Source organism: Rubrivirga sp., assembly GCF_965213695.1.
Classification (GTDB): Bacteria; Bacteroidota; Rhodothermia; order Rhodothermales; family Rubricoccaceae; genus Rubrivirga.
On the sequence record NZ_OZ243912.1, the window covers coordinates 2,890,227 to 2,904,668 of the forward strand.

At 72.8% G+C, this 14,442-nt stretch carries 15 protein-coding genes; 6 read left to right on the forward strand and 9 right to left on the reverse strand.

Going from position 1 to position 14,442, the window contains the following annotated elements:
• Positions 1-3 precede the first annotated feature (3 nt).
• Both ACOOHE_RS12855 and metG read right to left on the reverse strand, forming a co-directional pair.
• On the reverse strand, positions 4-687 hold the full coding sequence (locus tag ACOOHE_RS12855; protein WP_420454483.1) for a hypothetical protein: 684 nt from the start codon (positions 685-687) through the stop codon (positions 4-6).
• Between the two features lie 57 nt (positions 688-744).
• A complete protein-coding gene (gene metG, locus ACOOHE_RS12860) occupies positions 745-2,874 on the reverse strand; it encodes a methionine--tRNA ligase (RefSeq protein WP_420454484.1) in 2,130 nt (709 codons plus the stop codon).
• Positions 2,875-3,288: 414 nt separating this feature from the next.
• Here metG and ACOOHE_RS12865 point away from each other — a divergent pair, with 414 nt between their 5' ends.
• Complete coding sequence (locus ACOOHE_RS12865) at positions 3,289-4,221, forward strand: FKBP-type peptidyl-prolyl cis-trans isomerase (protein ID WP_420454485.1); 933 nt, start codon at positions 3,289-3,291, stop codon at positions 4,219-4,221.
• Between the two features lie 87 nt (positions 4,222-4,308).
• Here ACOOHE_RS12865 and ACOOHE_RS12870 read toward each other — a convergent pair whose 3' ends face one another.
• Both ACOOHE_RS12870 and ACOOHE_RS12875 read right to left on the reverse strand, forming a co-directional pair.
• Positions 4,309-4,653, reverse strand: a complete 345-nt coding sequence (locus ACOOHE_RS12870; RefSeq protein ID WP_420454486.1) for a DUF5615 family PIN-like protein — start codon at positions 4,651-4,653, stop codon at positions 4,309-4,311.
• Entirely contained in the window at positions 4,650-4,859 is a 210-nt protein-coding gene (locus ACOOHE_RS12875; protein ID WP_420454487.1) for a DUF433 domain-containing protein, read from the reverse strand. Before ACOOHE_RS12875 ends, ACOOHE_RS12870 begins: the two co-directional genes overlap by 4 nt.
• Positions 4,860-4,873: 14 nt before the next feature.
• Between ACOOHE_RS12875 and ACOOHE_RS12880 the strand changes: the two genes are divergently transcribed.
• The gene (locus tag ACOOHE_RS12880; protein WP_420454488.1) at positions 4,874-5,056 is read left to right on the forward strand and encodes a hypothetical protein; all 183 of its coding nucleotides are present in this window, start codon (positions 4,874-4,876) and stop codon (positions 5,054-5,056) included.
• A 128-nt stretch (positions 5,057-5,184) separates the two neighbouring features.
• Here ACOOHE_RS12880 and ACOOHE_RS12885 read toward each other — a convergent pair whose 3' ends face one another.
• From ACOOHE_RS12885 to ACOOHE_RS12900, 4 genes are all read right to left on the reverse strand, one after another.
• Entirely contained in the window at positions 5,185-5,550 is a 366-nt protein-coding gene (locus ACOOHE_RS12885; RefSeq protein WP_420454489.1) for a hypothetical protein, read from the reverse strand.
• Positions 5,551-5,705: 155 nt separating this feature from the next.
• Positions 5,706-7,874, reverse strand: a complete 2,169-nt coding sequence (locus tag ACOOHE_RS12890; protein WP_420454490.1) for a RecQ family ATP-dependent DNA helicase — start codon at positions 7,872-7,874, stop codon at positions 5,706-5,708.
• 286 nt (positions 7,875-8,160) lie between these two features.
• Positions 8,161-8,634, reverse strand: coding sequence for a hypothetical protein (locus ACOOHE_RS12895; protein WP_420454491.1), 474 nt, complete (start codon positions 8,632-8,634; stop codon positions 8,161-8,163).
• A 100-nt stretch (positions 8,635-8,734) separates the two neighbouring features.
• On the reverse strand, positions 8,735-9,301 hold the full coding sequence (locus ACOOHE_RS12900) for a hypothetical protein (RefSeq protein ID WP_420454492.1): 567 nt from the start codon (positions 9,299-9,301) through the stop codon (positions 8,735-8,737).
• 180 nt (positions 9,302-9,481) lie between these two features.
• Here ACOOHE_RS12900 and hisB point away from each other — a divergent pair, with 180 nt between their 5' ends.
• Positions 9,482-10,084: an imidazoleglycerol-phosphate dehydratase HisB gene (hisB, locus tag ACOOHE_RS12905; protein WP_420454493.1), complete on the forward strand. Its 603-nt coding sequence runs from the start codon at positions 9,482-9,484 to the stop codon at positions 10,082-10,084.
• Between the two features lie 38 nt (positions 10,085-10,122).
• Here the strand turns inward: hisB and mazG are convergent, their stop codons facing one another.
• Positions 10,123-10,965 carry a nucleoside triphosphate pyrophosphohydrolase gene (gene mazG / locus ACOOHE_RS12910; protein ID WP_420454494.1) on the reverse strand — a complete coding sequence of 281 codons (843 nt, stop codon included), beginning with the start codon at positions 10,963-10,965 and terminating at the stop codon, positions 10,123-10,125.
• A 164-nt stretch (positions 10,966-11,129) separates the two neighbouring features.
• On the opposite strand from mazG, the gene ACOOHE_RS12915 reads away from it, so the two are divergent.
• The 3 genes from ACOOHE_RS12915 to ACOOHE_RS12925 all read left to right on the forward strand — a co-directional run bounded on the left by ACOOHE_RS12915 (position 11,130) and on the right by ACOOHE_RS12925 (position 14,440).
• The gene (locus tag ACOOHE_RS12915) at positions 11,130-11,624 is read left to right on the forward strand and encodes a single-stranded DNA-binding protein (RefSeq protein ID WP_420454495.1); all 495 of its coding nucleotides are present in this window, start codon (positions 11,130-11,132) and stop codon (positions 11,622-11,624) included.
• Between the two features lie 612 nt (positions 11,625-12,236).
• Positions 12,237-13,592, forward strand: coding sequence for a hemolysin family protein (locus tag ACOOHE_RS12920; RefSeq protein ID WP_420454496.1), 1,356 nt, complete (start codon positions 12,237-12,239; stop codon positions 13,590-13,592).
• Positions 13,589-14,440 carry a penicillin-binding transpeptidase domain-containing protein gene (locus tag ACOOHE_RS12925; protein WP_420454497.1) on the forward strand — a complete coding sequence of 284 codons (852 nt, stop codon included), beginning with the start codon at positions 13,589-13,591 and terminating at the stop codon, positions 14,438-14,440. Before ACOOHE_RS12920 ends, ACOOHE_RS12925 begins: the two co-directional genes overlap by 4 nt.
• The last annotated feature ends 2 nt before the right edge of the window (positions 14,441-14,442 follow it).

The window sequence follows — 14,442 nt, forward strand, 5'->3', positions numbered from 1 at the left end:
CTGTCAGCCGTCGCCGGCGAACGGGGCCCCGGCGAGGTCCACGCCCAGCCGGACCTCGCGGACCGTCTCCTCCCCCGTCACGACGCCGCCGACGGCCTGACGGACGAGGTGGGGCACGAACACGCCGCCGACCTCGCGGTAGTCCCGGAGCACGACCTCGACGTAGTCGCGGCGGCCCTCGTGACGACGGAACGTCGTGATCCGGGCCGGCCGGCCGGCCGCGTTGAGGCCCACGATCAGCGGGTCGCGGCGGCCCGGCACGTCGACGCGCAGGAGGGCGGGGCCGAGCGACTCGGCCGTCACCTCGTCCCGGCGCGCGGCCAGGACGAGCGGGTCGAACCACAGGGCCGCTCCGGCTGCGGCGGCGGACGCCTCCGGCAACGGCCGGGCCTCGCCGCCGCCGACGACCCCGCCCTCGTCCCCATCGACCCAGGTGATGCGGGCCGGGCCCGGCGCGCGGACGGTCCAGCGCGCGGCGTCGGGCAGACGGACCTCGACGGTCGCCCGGACGTCGAGCGTCCTCTCGCCGAGCGTCGTCCGGGTCCGAGACCGCCGCCGGATCGTGTCGATGGCGTCGACCCGGTCGCGCCCGCCGAGCGCGTCGGCGACGGTCGCCAGCGGGTCGGGATCGGCCGGCTGGGCGAGGGCGACGGCCGCCAGGAACGGGAAGAGGAGGAGCACGCGCACCCGGGCAGGATAGCGACCGGGCCCGTGGGAGGGACCTCCGCCCTCGCGGCGACGCCCCTACCGGACCACGGCGCCGGGCTCGCCGTCGGCCTCGACCAAGCGGAGCGTCCCGTCGCGGTCCTCGGCGAACAGGATCATCCCCTGGCTCTCGAGCCCGCGGATCGTGCGCGGCGCCAAGTTGGCCACGACGACGACGCATTTGCCCAACAGGGCCTCCGGCGCGAACCACTCGCGCACGCCGGACAGGATCTGGCGCGTCTCAAACCCCAGGTCGACGTCGAACCGCAACAGCTTGTCGGCCTTCGGGTGGAGGTCGGCGGCCACGATCCGCCCGACGCGGAGGTCGAGCGGGGTGAACTGGTCGAACGAGATCGCGCCGCCGAGCGGGGCGAACGGCGCGTGCGACTCGCCCTCCGGCTCGGGCGTTTCGGGCTCGGCCGCCGCCGCGCGGTCCGTGAGCAACTGGCGCTGGGCCTCGACGGCCTCGTCCTCGATTTTCTCGACCAGGATGCCCGGCTCGCCGATGGCGTGGCCGGCGTCGAGCAACGCCGTCCCGGCGTCGTCCCACCCGAGCCCGTCGGTGCCGGCCGTCTCCGACGAGCGGACGCCGCCGAGCGCCAGCATCTCGCGCATCCGCCCGGCGATGCCCGGCACGACCGGCTCGAGCAGGATCGACAGCCCGGCCGTGACCTGGAGCGCGACGTGGACCGAGTTGCGCATGGCCCGCTCGTCGGTCGTCCGCGTCTTCCACGGCTCGGTCTCCTGGAGGTACTGGTTCCCCTTCCGCGCCAGGTCCACGGTCAGGGCGACGGCCTCGCGCAATCGAACCGCCTGGTACGCCTGGCCGATGGCGGCCGGCGCGGACGCGAGCGCGTCGAGCATCTGGCGGTCGGCGTCCGACGGGTCGACGAGTGGCGGGACCTCGCCCTCACAAAAGCGGGCGGCGAACGTGAGGGCGCGGTTGGCGAAGTTGCCCACCACGTCGGCCAGCTCGCCGTTGACGCGGTTCTGGAAGTCGGCCCAGGTAAAGTCGGCGTCCTTGGTCTCGGGCAGGCCGACGGCGAGCGCGTAGCGCAGGAGGTCGGCGTCGAAGGCGTCGAGGGCCTCGTGCGCCCAGACGGCCCACCCGCGGCTCGTCGAGAACTTGCGCCCTTCCAAGTTGAGGAACTCGTTGGCCGGGACCTGGGCCGGCAGCACGAACTGGGGCAGCTCGGGCTGGGCCGCGTTCGCCGTCATCAGGATGGCCGGGAACGTGAGGCAGTGGAAGACGATGTTGTCCTTGCCGATAAAGTGGACGAGCTCGGGCGCGGTCCCGTCCGGGTGGACCTGCCAATACCGCCGCCATTTCTCGGCGTCGCCCTGGGCCTGGGCCCACTCCTTGGTGGCCGAGAGGTAGCCGATGGGTGCGTCGAACCAGACGTAGAGCACCTTGCCGTCGGTCTCGCCCTCGACCTCGGGCGGGACGGGGATGCCCCAGTCGAGGTCGCGCGTCATCGAGCGGTCGGCCAAGCCGGCCTGGAACCAGCTCCGGACCTGGCCGAGCACGTTCGGCTTCCAGTCGTCCTTGGTGGCGATCCACGCCTCCAAGTCGGGCTGGAGGTCGCCGAGCGGGAGGTACCAATGCGTCGTCTCGCGTCGCTCGGGCGTGGCGCCGGACAGCGTGCTCCGCGGCTCGATCAGGTCGTCGGGCGAGAGCGTCGAGCCGCAGTTCTCGCACTGGTCGCCGTAGGCGTCGGCGTAGCCGCAGACGGGGCACGTGCCCTGGACGAACCGGTCGGCGAGGAAGAGGCCGGCTTGGGGGTCGTAGAGCTGGGTGGTCGTCTTGCGGACGAACCCGTCGGCGGCCTCGATGGACCGGAACAGGTCCTGGCTCGTCTCGCGATGCGTGGGCGACGACGTCCGCCCGTAGACGTCGAACGCGATGCCGAACCCGTCGAACGCCGCCGCCAGCTCGGCGTGGTACCGGTCGACGATGGACTGGGGCGTGACGCCCTCGCGCCGGGCCCGGACCTCGATGGCCGCCCCGTGCTCGTCGGACCCGCACACCCACACCACGTCGCGGCCGGCCAGCCGCTGGTAGCGGACGAACAGGTCGGCCGGGAGGTAGGCCCCGGCGAGGTGGCCGAGGTGGAGCGGGCCGTTGGCGTACGGCAGCGCGGAGGTGACGAGGAGCGGGCGGTCGGGCACAAGCGTCGCGGAGGGCGTCCCGCAAGCTACCGAGGCGCGGGCGGCGGACCAGGGATGGCGAGCCTGCTCGACCCGGGTGGCGCCACTCCCCCACCCTTGTCATCCTGAGCGGAGCGAAGGATCTCGACGCGACACGGCCAGGTAGCCTCAGGTGGCACCGAAGGGCGTTGGGGTCCGTGCTGAGATCCCCCGCCTTGGCTGCGCCGTCGCTTCGCGGTCGCGGGGGCAAGGCTCTTCGCAAGCTCAGGATGACAGGGGAAGGGCCACCGATGTGCGAGCACGACGAGGTCGCCAGCCCGTCCCCTGCCCGTTCTCCTTCCCCGCGAGCGCAGCGGGTCCCGCATTCCCGGAAGCGTCACAGCCGGCTGGGGGCGGCCCCGGTAGCTTCACGGCTTCCCCACGGATCTTCCCCCCATGACCCTCCGCTTTCTCCCCCTCGCCGTCGCGGCGCTGGCGTTCGCCGGCTGCGAGGGCTCCGGCTCGTCGGCCGGCACCGCCGACCTCGACGGGATCGCCGACGCCTCGGCGTTCGAGCAGGTCTCGTACAACGTCGGCTACCAGTCGGCCCAGCAGTTCCTCGCCCAGGACTCGTCGTTCAACTTCGACCGGTTCGTCGACGGGTTCAACGCCGGGCTCCGGGGCGACTCGGCCGAGATCGGGTACGCGCTCGGGCTCCAGTACGGGCTCCAGGTGGGCCAAGACACGCTCGGCACCATCGACCGGGACCTGTTCCTGGCCGGCGTCCGTTCCGGCTTGGCCGGCGAGGAGGCCCGGCTGACGCCGGAGCAGTTCCAGGCGGCCCAGGCCATCGTCGAGGACTCGATCGCCGTCCGCACGCTGCGGGCCCAGGCCCGGACCGACCGGATGGCCCAGCAGCGGCTCGACCTCATGACGCGGAACGCGACCTCGTCCGACTCCTTCCTCACGGCCGTCCGCGGCCGGCCGGGCGTCCAGGAGCTGGGCGAGGGCGTCCTGTACACGGTCGAGACGCCGGGCGAGGGCGCGAGCCCCGGCCCGAACGACCGCGTGGCCATCCGCTACCGCGGCCAGTTCGCGAATGGCGAGGTGTTCGACGAGTCCGGCGACGAGCCGACCGTGCTCGCGGTGAACCAGGTCGTCCCGGGCTTCCGCGACGCGCTCTTGGACATGAGCCCGGGCGAGACGCGGACGGTCTACCTCCCGCCGTCGCAGGCGTACGGCCTGATGGGCTCGCCGGGGCCGGGCGGCCAGGGCGGGATCCCGCCGAACGCGGCGCTCCAGTTCGAGCTCACGCTGGTCGAGATCCTCGACATGCAGCCGCCGCCGGGCACGTTCGTCCCGGGCGCCCCGCCGCAGCCGAGCCGCTAGCCCCTCCCGCCTCCGCACTCGCGGGCCGCTCCGAACGCTCGGGGCGGCCCGATGTCGTTCAACGCCTCATGGAGACGGGCACCCAGCCTATCCCGCCGCAGGACCGCCCGTCTCGTGCACGCGGAGCACGGTGCCTGGAGCGACGGAACCGATCCGCGCCTTCGCCTCCGGCACGAGTGGCGCGAGGTCCTCGATCCGGTTGCTCCGGGCCTCCATCAGGACGATGCCGATGGCGTACTGGCTGAGGTTCTGCTGGTGCGGGATGCCTTGGTCGGTCGTGATCAGCGCGTCGAACTCGGCCGATGCGGCCGTGAGCAGCCTCCCGTTCTTCAGCCCGCCCCACCCCCGCTGCTGGACCGTCCACGCCTCGACCTCGGGCGCGAACAGCCGGACGAGCGCCTTCGGCATGTTCTCGTCCAACAGCGCCCTCACGCCGCCTCCGCCTGGTGCAGGGTCATCTCGAGGTAGCCGACCGCCTGCTCTCGGCTCACGGTCGGGAAGTCGTCGAGGAACTTGTCGATGCGGTCGCCGGCGGCGAGGTGCTGAATCAGGATCTCGACCGGCACGCGGGTCCCGGCGAAGACGAGGGCGCCGTTCATGACCTCGGGGTCGCGGGAGACGATCTGCTGGCGGTCCATGGCGAGCGTTGGGGGTGGCTGGATCTGGAACGCGGAGCCACCCCGTCCGGTCCCGGACCCTCCCGACGGGCTCGCTGGGCCCCAGCGGGACCCCGTCGAACGCGGCGCTCCAGTTCGACCTGACGTTGGTCGAGATCCTCGACATGCAGCCGCCGGGCACGTTCGTCCCGGGCGCCCCGCCGCAGCCGGGCCGTTGACCGCTCGCGCCGAACGACAGCGGGCCGCTCCGAACGCTCGGAGCGGCCCGCTGTCGTTCGGCGCGGACGAGCCGAGAACGCTGGTGCTTCACATCGGCCTGCAGCGGCGGGTTCTACCACACCCCCCGCTAGTGGTGCAATACCGTAGCGGTCGCTACGACGTCGCAGCCCTGGACTGCGGCGATGCCTTCCCAACTCGGCCACGGCCCCTCGAACACCCACAACTCCGCGCCGTCCTCAGCGGCCTGCTCCAACTCCGTGACCTGCGAACGGAGCGAGGGGCCAGACACCGGCGCGGCGTACAACTCGGCTGCGGGCATTCCTGCCATATCGCCAATCGCGCCGGCCAACTCGCTCAGCGTGATCGGTCGCTCGAAGCCTTCGGCGGCGCGGCCGAGCCGTTCGCTTCCACAGCGGTGCAACTCGGACGCTATGGAACTGGCGCAGCCCACGAGAGGAACCGCCAGCGCGAACAGGAGGACGACTCGTGTCAATCGAGCACAGTGCGGTAGAACCAATAGTTCTGCCGCGCCCAATCGGGCCAACCAGGCGCGGCAGCCAGTATACACGACGGCGTTCCAGACACGGACGCGCTGACGCCCGCCTCCCACGCCCCTCTCCGGCCCGAGCACTCGCAGCGTCGCCTCGCCTACGGCTGGGCCACCAGGTCGAGCACCGCGTCGCCGTACTGCTCCCACTTGGCCGGGCCGACGCCCGAGACCGCCAGCATCTCGGCCTCCGTCGTCGGCCGGGCGACGGCGATGCCGCGCAGCGTCCGGTCGTTGAAGATGACGTAGGGCGGGACGCCGCGCTCGCTCGCCTGCTTGGTCCGCCACGCGCGGAGCGCCTCGAACAGGGTCTCGTCCGGCCCGTCCAGCTCGACGACGTCGGACGAACGACCGGACGACCGGCCCTTGGACCCGAACGCGGGCACCTCGACGTCGAGCGTCTCGCGGTGGTCGAGCGCCTGGTCGCCGAGCGGGGTCAGCTCGACGATGGGGTACTCGTCGCCGCCGATGCGGAGGTAGCCCTTGAGCAAGAGGTCCTTGTAGATGCCGTCGACGGCGCCCTGACCGAGGGTCTGCAAGCGGCCGTAGTACGGGTGGCGCTCGTACTTGTCCATCCCCTTCGCCTTCGAGCCGGCCAGGATCTTCGCCAGCGTCAGCCGGCCGACGGGCCACCGCATCCGGCGGACGGCGTCGAGCAGGCCGAGCGCCACGCGCGAGGCCATTGGGACGTCGTCCCAGTCGGGGATCTCGTCGGGCGCGCGGTCTTTGAGGCGGGCCTGCTGGCGGCAGGCGTCGCAGCACGTCTCCGGCGGGACCAGCGTCTCGGCGTCGTCACCGAAATGGTCCAAGATCGTCCGTCGCCGGCAGTCCGACGTCTGGGCGTAGCGGACGATGCCCATGAGCGACTCGAGCTGGTCGCCCCGGTGCTTGTCGACCGACCGGAGGGCCTGGTCCACGTCGCGGTTGTTCCATCGCTTCGGGAGCCAGCGGGCCGGGCCGTGGCGGTCGTCGCGCTCGGCCAGGGCGCCCGCCGTGACGAGCCGCCGGAGAACGTTGGGCAGCTTCGAGGCGTGGACGCCCGTCGCCTCGCTCATCGCCAGGAGGAAGTCGGCGTCGGACACGCCGCCCGTCGGGTCGTACGCCTCGCCTTGGGCCGCGATCTCCTCGTCCAGGCTCGCCGACGCCCGCTTGACGTGGTTCCACACCTGGCGCAGGTCGTCGACCGTCGGGGCGCCCTGCTCGATAAACCACTCCTTGAGCTGGCGGTCCTGGGGCGCGTACAGCAAGAGGGCCGTCGCCGGCTCGCCGTCGCGCCCGGCGCGGCCGGCCTCCTGGTAGTAGCTCTCGAGTGTCGACGGGATCGACCAGTGGGCCACGAACCGGACGTCGCCGCGGTCGACGCCCATCCCGAAGGCGTTGGTGGCCACGACCGTCTGGAGCCGGCCGCTCACGAACTGCTCCTGGACGTGGGCCCGCTCGGCGTCCGGCAGGCCCGCGTGGTACGCCTCGCACGGCCGCCCGGCCACGTCGCGGACGAACTTGGCGATGGCCTCGCACTCTTTCCGCGTGGCGACGTAGATGAGCCCGGCGTCGTCGGGCCGGGCCGCCAGGAACCGGCGGAGCACCTGGCGCTTCTGGTCGGCCGTGGCCGTGGCCTTGACCTCGAACGTGAGGTTGGGCCGGTTGAACCCGGTCACGAGCCGGGCCGGCTGGCGGAGGTCGAGCTGGGCCGCGATGTCGTCCTGGACGCGCGGCGTGGCCGTCGCCGTGAGCGCGACGCAGGCCGGGTCGCCCATCCCGCGGCGGGCCGAGGCGAGGGCGAGGTAGTCCGGGCGGAAGTCGTGGCCCCACTGGCTCACGCAGTGGGCCTCGTCGACGGCCAGGAGCGCGACGCCGGTCTCCCGGAGCGTCCGCTGGAACGACGGGAGGCGGAGCCGCTCGGGCGCGGCGTAGACCAGCCGGAGCCGGCCGCCGCGGAGGTCGCTCAGCACCGCCCGCCGCTCGGTCTGGGTCTGCGACGAGTTGACGAACGCGGCGGCGATGCCCCGGGCGCGGAGCGTGTCCACCTGGTCCTTCATCAGCGCGATCAGCGGCGACACGACGACCGTCACGCCGTCCGGCTTGAGCAGCGCCGCCAACTGGTACACCAGGCTCTTGCCGGCGCCGGTCGGCATCACCACGAGCGCGTCGCGGCCGTCCAAGACCGGGCGGATCGCGTCCTCCTGGCCGGGCCTCAGGCTCTCGAACCCGAAGTGCTCCCGGAGCGCGGAGCGGAGGGCGTCGGCGGCGACGGGAGGCGGGGCGGTCACGGTCGGGGCGGGGGCGGGCGGGGACAGGGTACGAAGCCGGGCCGCTCCATAGTGCGCCGGCCCGTCTGACAGGTCGGCTGTCAGCGCGACGTCCCGCGCTCGTCTATCCTTAGGGTGATGCCGAATTGCTCGTGGGCTGACCCCGCTCCCCTCCCGGTCGCGGAGCCTGTCCTGAGCGGAGCCGAAGGGCTTCCAGGTCAGGGAGCTGTCTCCCTCGAAGGGGGACAGTCCGAGCGCCCGTTGAGCGGAGCGGGGGGCGGACGGACGGGGGGTCCGGCCCACGACACTATTCCCAGCGCACGACGATCGACACCTCCGAGTCGTCGTCCGAGAACCGGATGGTCTGCGTGGTCCCGGCCCGCTGGCCCCGCGCGTAGTCGCGGAGGGCGAACGTCCCCGAGGTGAACATGAGGTCGTCGCCCACGTTGTCCGAGTCGGACACGTCGAGCCAGAGCGAGTCGCGCAAGCCGGCCCGCCCGTCCTGGTCGGCGCGCGGCCCGAACGTGATCGGGAGGTCGCCGGACACGTTCTCGCGGACGTCGGTGCGGAACACGGACCGTGTGTAGGGCGCGAGCAGCCGGCGCTCGGTCGTCCGGACGTCGACGTAGACGTCGGGCCAGTCGCTCCGGGTGGGGCTGTCCCAGGGCCGGTCGAGCGGGAGCCGCGTGACCGTGGCGCTCTCGATGACCGCCTGGCGCGCGCGGTCGGGCGGGCCGCACGCCGCCAGCAGCACGAGCAGAACGAGAGCGAGGCGGGGCATGACCGGCGGGGGGACGCCCCAAGGTCGCTCCGGGACCGACCCCCGCCAGGCCTTTCGGTCGCGCGCGGGCCGGCGCCCCCGGCCGGCACACCTCGGGAGATCAGTCGAAGAACTCGACCGTCAGCCGGACCTCGACGTCGTCGACCGCGTCGCCGTTGCGGTCGAAGCCGAGCAGCCGGATCACCTCGGCCCGGCCGGTGACGATCGCCGGGGCGACCTCGCGGAGCGTGAACACCTCGGACTCGGCCATCGGGTCGTCGCCCGTCGTGGGGTCGTAGTCGAAGAGGGCGACGTAGAGCGGGTCGTCGAGGTCGCGGACGACGTAGCCGGGCTCGACCTCCCAGACGAGCGGGAAGTCGGCCTCCTCGACGTCGTCGAACCACGGCTGCTCCGAGCCGAGCGCGAACACGGAGCCGTCGTCGCGGGGGTTGAGCCGGTCGTCGCCGGGGTCCGTCCGGTAGTCGACGGCGTCGTCGAACAGGCGGAAGTAGACCTCGGGCCCGTCGCTGAGCGGGTTGTCGCCGTCCCACCCGGCCCCGGCCGGGTCCGCGAGCGGCGCGGCGTCGACGGTGACCTTGAGGATCGTGGCCGAGCGCGGCGGGCCGGGCTCGCCGGTGTCGCAGCCAGAGGCGGCCAGCAGGAGGACGGACAGGAGAGCAGTGCGCATCGGGGGGAGGGTCGGGGACGGTGGCACGATACCGCGGGCCTTCTGTGTCTCAGCCGCTCCTCGCCCCCGCCGGGTATCGGCAAGGACAAGCACCCCGTCGCTGCACCCACGCGACGAGCGCGCGTCCCCGGATTTCCGGTCGAGACCGGCGGCCCGTCGCCCCCGGTCCTAGCTTTCGCCATGCCCGACCTCCCCCCCCGCTCCGCGACCGTCGAGCGCCAGACCGCTGAGACGACCGTCCGCCTCTCGCTCGACCTCGACGCCGAGGCGCCGACGTACGCCAACGCGACGGGCGTCGGCTTCCTCGACCACATGCTCGACCTGTTCGCCCGCCACGGACGGTTCGGGCTCGAGACCGAGGCCCAAGGCGACCTCCACGTCGACGACCACCACACGGTCGAGGACGTCGGCATCTGCCTCGGGCAGGCGCTGTCCCAGGCGCTCGGCGACAAGGCCTACGTCGCGCGCTACGGGCACGCGACGGTCCCGATGGACGAGGCGCTGGCCCGCGCCGTCGTAGACCTGTCGGGCCGGTCGTTCCTGGTGTTCGAGGGCCGCTTCGACCGCGAGCGCGTCGGCGACCTGTCGACGGAGCTGGTCGAGCACTTCTGGCATTCCGTGGCCGAGCACGCCCGGCTGACGCTGCACCTCGACGTGCTCCGAGGGCGGAACGACCACCACCGGATCGAGGCGCTGTTCAAGGCCGCCGCCCGGGCGCTCCGCCAGGCCGTCGCCCGGGACGCGAGCGGCGACCGGCTGCCGAGCACGAAGGAGGCGCTGTAACGGAGCCGGGGCCACTCCGACGTAGCGGGCTCCCGGCGCTACGGCCGCTCGTCCGCCTTGGCCGCCTCCCACAGCGCGTCCATCTCCTCCAGCGTCGCGTGGGCGCCGTCCGCCAGCCCGGCCTCGACGGCCCGGAACCGGCGCCCGAACTTGGCGACGGTCCGCCGGAGCGCCGTCTCCGGCACGACGCCCCGCAACCGGGCGTAGTTGACGACGGCGAACAGGAGGTCGCCCACCTCGTCCTCCAGCGCGTCGGGCGTGTCGGCGGCGCGGACCTCGTCGGCCTCCTCGGCGACCTTGGCCCAGGCGTCGTCGGCCGAGGCGAAGTCGAACCCGACGGCGGCGGCCTTTTCCTGGACCCGCTCGGCGCGGAGCAGCGCCGGCAGCGTGTCCGGCACGCCGTCGAGCGCCGACGGTGGGGTCTCCGCCTCGCCCGCCTCCGCCCGCTCGGCGCGCTTGATGGCCTCCCAGTTGCGGAGCACGTCGCCGGTCCCGGCCACGACGTCGTCGCCGAACACGTGGGGGTGGCGGCGGACCAGCTTGGCCATCTCGGCCCGCATCACGTCGGCCAGGTCGAACGTCCCGTCGGTCTCGGCGATGTGGGCGTGGAACAGGACGTGGAGGAACAGGTCGCCGAGCTCTTTCGAGACCTCGGCCGGGTCGCCCGCGTCGATGGCGTCGACGAGCTCGTAGGCCTCCTCGATGGTGAGGTGCTTGGTCGAGTCGTGGGTCTGGGCGACGTCCCAGGGGCACTCGCGGCGGAGCCGGCGGACGATGGCGACGAAGTCCTGGAACAGCCCGGCGTGGGCCGCGGCGCGGTCGGCGTCGGTCAGGCCGAGGGCGGCGACGTCGTAGGGGAACGTGTGACGGACGGGTGGCACGGGGGCTCGGATATTTTTGCGGAGTGGAGGTTACGTCCCGGCTCCGCCCGGGGTCTTATCCTTCGCGGCCCGCCTCGGCGGGCACCGAACGGCCGGCCGGACTCCCCGGACCGGCGGACTCATGTCTCAGGGGGCCACCCGCGCCCCCGCACACCCCCAGCCCCATGGCACGCGGAATCAACAAAGTCATCCTGGTCGGCAACCTCGGCGCCGACCCCGAGCTCCGGTACACCGGCAGCGGCACGGCCGTCTGCAACTTCTCGGTCGCCACGACCGAGTCCTACAAGGACCGCGACGGCAACCAGGTCGAGAACACCGAGTGGCACCGGGTCGTGGCCTGGGCCCGGCTCGCGGAGATCTGCGGCGAGTACCTCTCGAAGGGCCGCCAGGTCTACATCGAGGGCCAGCTCCAGACGCGGCAGTGGGAGGACAAGGACGGCAACACGAAGTACACGACCGAGATCAAGGCCCGCGAGATGCAGATGCTCGGGAGCCGCGACGGCGGCGGCGGGTCGAGCGACGACGGCGACAGCTACGACCAGTCGCCGCGCCCGCAGCGCCAGGCGTCGAGCAACGGCGGCGGCAACCGGCCTCAGAAGGCCGCCTCCGGCCCCTCCGACGACTACTCGTTCGAGCCCGACGACGATCTGCCGTTCTGATCGTCCCCGATGGCGGGACGGCACGCGACCGGGCGGCTCTCTTCGGAGGGCCGCCCGGTCTTCGTTCGGGTCGCCACTCTCGTCCCGGTGGCGGCCCCCTCTCCACCCTCTGGGAGCAGAGCTAGCGCCCCAGAGAGCGTCCCCTCTCTGCCCGGAGGGCCGACAAGGGGGAGACGTCCACGATTCGATTGCTCTCCCTCAGGCCGTCATTCCCGCGAACGCGGGAATCCTGGGCGTCAGGGCACAGGATCGCTCGGCACTCTGGATCCCCGCCTGCGCGGGGATGACGGTGTAAAGAGGGGGAGGTTGTCTCCTGTGTGAAAGCCTCCCCCTACCAGCCCCGGAGGGTGGAGAGGGAGACGTGTCTCTCGGAAGGTCGCGATGTCCCTGCCCCGGCGTCCTCATCGGGGACGCTCGAGACGTGGCGATGTCCTCGGCGCTCTCCGAACGGATCGACCGGCGCGAAGCGCCCCGTCGGCTCGGACCCACTGACGCACTGGCAAGCTCCCACGAAGGGGTGGCGCCGGACCCCCAGGCGCCTATCTTCGTTCGACCGGCTCCCGCCGGGTCCCCCCAGGGCTCCGGCCCGTTGTCTCGCCAGGTCCACCCGCCTTGGACCCCGCCTCTAGTCTGGCCCTCGCGGCCCTCCCCCTCGCCGACGTGCTCCCTGGCCTGACCGGCCTGGTGATCCAGATCGGCGCGTTCGTGCTCCTGCTGGCGCTGTCGGCCCTGTTCTCGGGGTCCGAGGTGGCCCTGTTCTCGGTCACGACGGCCGACCGCGAGGACCTCGCCACCGAGCCGGCGACCGACGCGGCCCGGGTGGTCCGGCTGCTCGACCGGCCCCGGCGGCTGCTCGCGGCCGTCCTGCTGCTCAACACGGTCGTCAACGTGGGCGCGGCGATCCTCTCGACCCAGCTCATGCTCGAAGCGGCGGCGGCGTTCGGGTGGAGCCCGCTGGCGGCGCTGGCGGCGAACGTGGTCGGGCTCACGTTCGTCCTGCTGGTCACGAGCGAGATCGCGCCCAAGCTCATCGCGAGCCGCCAGCCGGTCCGGTTCGCGCGGTCCGTGTCGGGCGTCCTGTCGCCGCTCGTCCGCGTGGTGACGCCCATCGCCGACCTGCTGGCGAACCTGGCGACGGCGGTCCAGTCGCGGTTCCGGACCGAGGCCGAGCCGCTCTCGTCGGCCGACATCAAGTCGATGGCCGACGTCGGCGAGGCCGAGGGGTCGATCGGCGAGGAGGAGCGGGCGCTGATCCACTCGATCGTCGAGTTCGGCGAGACGACCGTCCGCGAGGTCATGGTGAGCCGGGTCGATATGCAGGCGCTCAGCGCCGACGCCGACCTCGAGACGGCGCTCGACCTCATCCGCACGAGCGGCCACAGCCGGTTCCCGCTCTACCGCGAGCACCTCGACAACGTGCTCGGCGTGGTCTACGCCAAGGACCTGCTGCCGTCGCTCGACGGCGCCGGCCGGACGCCCGACTGGGCCGCCATCGCCCGACGCCCCCTGTTCGTCCCCCCGGCCAAGGCGCTCGACGACATGCTCGCCGACTTCCAGGGCTCGAACACCCACATGGCCATCGTCGTCGACGAGTACGGGGGCACGGCCGGGCTGGTCACGCTGGAGGACTTGCTGGAGGAGGTCGTCGGCGAGATCCGCGACGAGTTCGACGCCGAGGACGAGCGGCTGGTGGTGGCCGTCGCACCGGGCGTGTTCCGGGCCGAGGCCCGGATCGACCTGGACGACCTGGCCGAGGCCGTCGGCGTCGAGATGGACACGGGCGGGTACGACTTCGAGACGCTCGGTGGGCTCATCCTGCACTTGACCGGCGACATCCCGTCGCCGGGCGACGAGGTTCACCACGAGGGGTTGCTGCTCCGCGTCGAGGGCGTCGAGGACAACCGGATCCTGGGCGTCCGCGTCGAGCACGCGCTGGAGCCGGAGGCGCCCGAGGCGCCGGAGCCGTGAGCCGCCTGCTCCCGCTGCTCCTCGTCCTCGCCGCCTGCGCCCGGCCGGCCGCCCCCCCTGCCGCGTCGGACTCGGCCCAGGCCCCACCCGACTCGGTCGCCGACTGGTCGGCCGCGTTCCGAGCCGAGGGCGCCGTCGGCACGTTCGTCCTGCTAGACACCCGGACGGGGCGGACGACGCGGCACGACCCCGAGCGCGCGGCCACCCGGTTCTCGCCGGCCTCAACGTCGAAGGTGTTCAACGGCTTGGTCTTCCTCGACCGCGGCGTCGTGACCGACGTCGACTCGATGCACGCCTGGGACGGGGTCGAGCGGAGCATCCCCCAGTGGAACCGCGACCACTCGCTGCGGACCGGGACCGCGGTCTCGGCCGTGTGGCTGTTCCAGCGGCTCGCGGGCCGGGTCGGCCGCGACGGCTACGCCGAGGTGTTCGCGCGCGAGCCCTACGGCAACTCGGCGCTGGGCGACTCGCTCGAGCTGTCGTGGCTCGACGGGACCTGGCGGGTCTCGGCCGACGAGCAGGTCGTGTTCCTAGACCGCCTGCGCCGGGGCGACTTGGCGTTCTCGGACGCGGACCAGGTGACGGTCCGCGACATCTTGCCCATCCTGGCCGAGGGCGTGGGGACGCGACTAAAGGCCAAGACCGGCTGGGGCGTGCCCCCCGGCGAGCCGGCCATCGGGTGGATCGTCGGCTGGGTCGAGCGGCCCGACGGCGACGCGGTGTTCGCGATGAACGCCGAGGAAGCCCCGGGCCTGACGTTCGACGTCGGGCCGGGGCGGCTGCGGATTGTCCGGGCCGTGCTGGAGGGCGAGGGACTGTGGCCGGCCGGAGACGGCGAGCGGCCGTAGCT

Bases quoted from the DNA above. Each gene is read 5' to 3' on its own strand.
- ACOOHE_RS12865 (WP_420454485.1), top strand. From the start codon at position 3,289: ATGACCCTCCGCTTTCTCCCCCTCGCCGTCGCGGCGCTGGCGTTCGCC.
- ACOOHE_RS12875 (WP_420454487.1), bottom strand. From the start codon at position 4,859: ATGGACCGCCAGCAGATCGTCTCCCGCGACCCCGAGGTCATGAACGGC.
- ACOOHE_RS12895 (WP_420454491.1), bottom strand. From the start codon at position 8,634: ATGCCCCGCCTCGCTCTCGTTCTGCTCGTGCTGCTGGCGGCGTGCGGC.
- ACOOHE_RS12900 (WP_420454492.1), bottom strand. From the start codon at position 9,301: ATGCGCACTGCTCTCCTGTCCGTCCTCCTGCTGGCCGCCTCTGGCTGC.
- hisB (WP_420454493.1), top strand. From the start codon at position 9,482: ATGCCCGACCTCCCCCCCCGCTCCGCGACCGTCGAGCGCCAGACCGCT.
- ACOOHE_RS12915 (WP_420454495.1), top strand. From the start codon at position 11,130: ATGGCACGCGGAATCAACAAAGTCATCCTGGTCGGCAACCTCGGCGCC.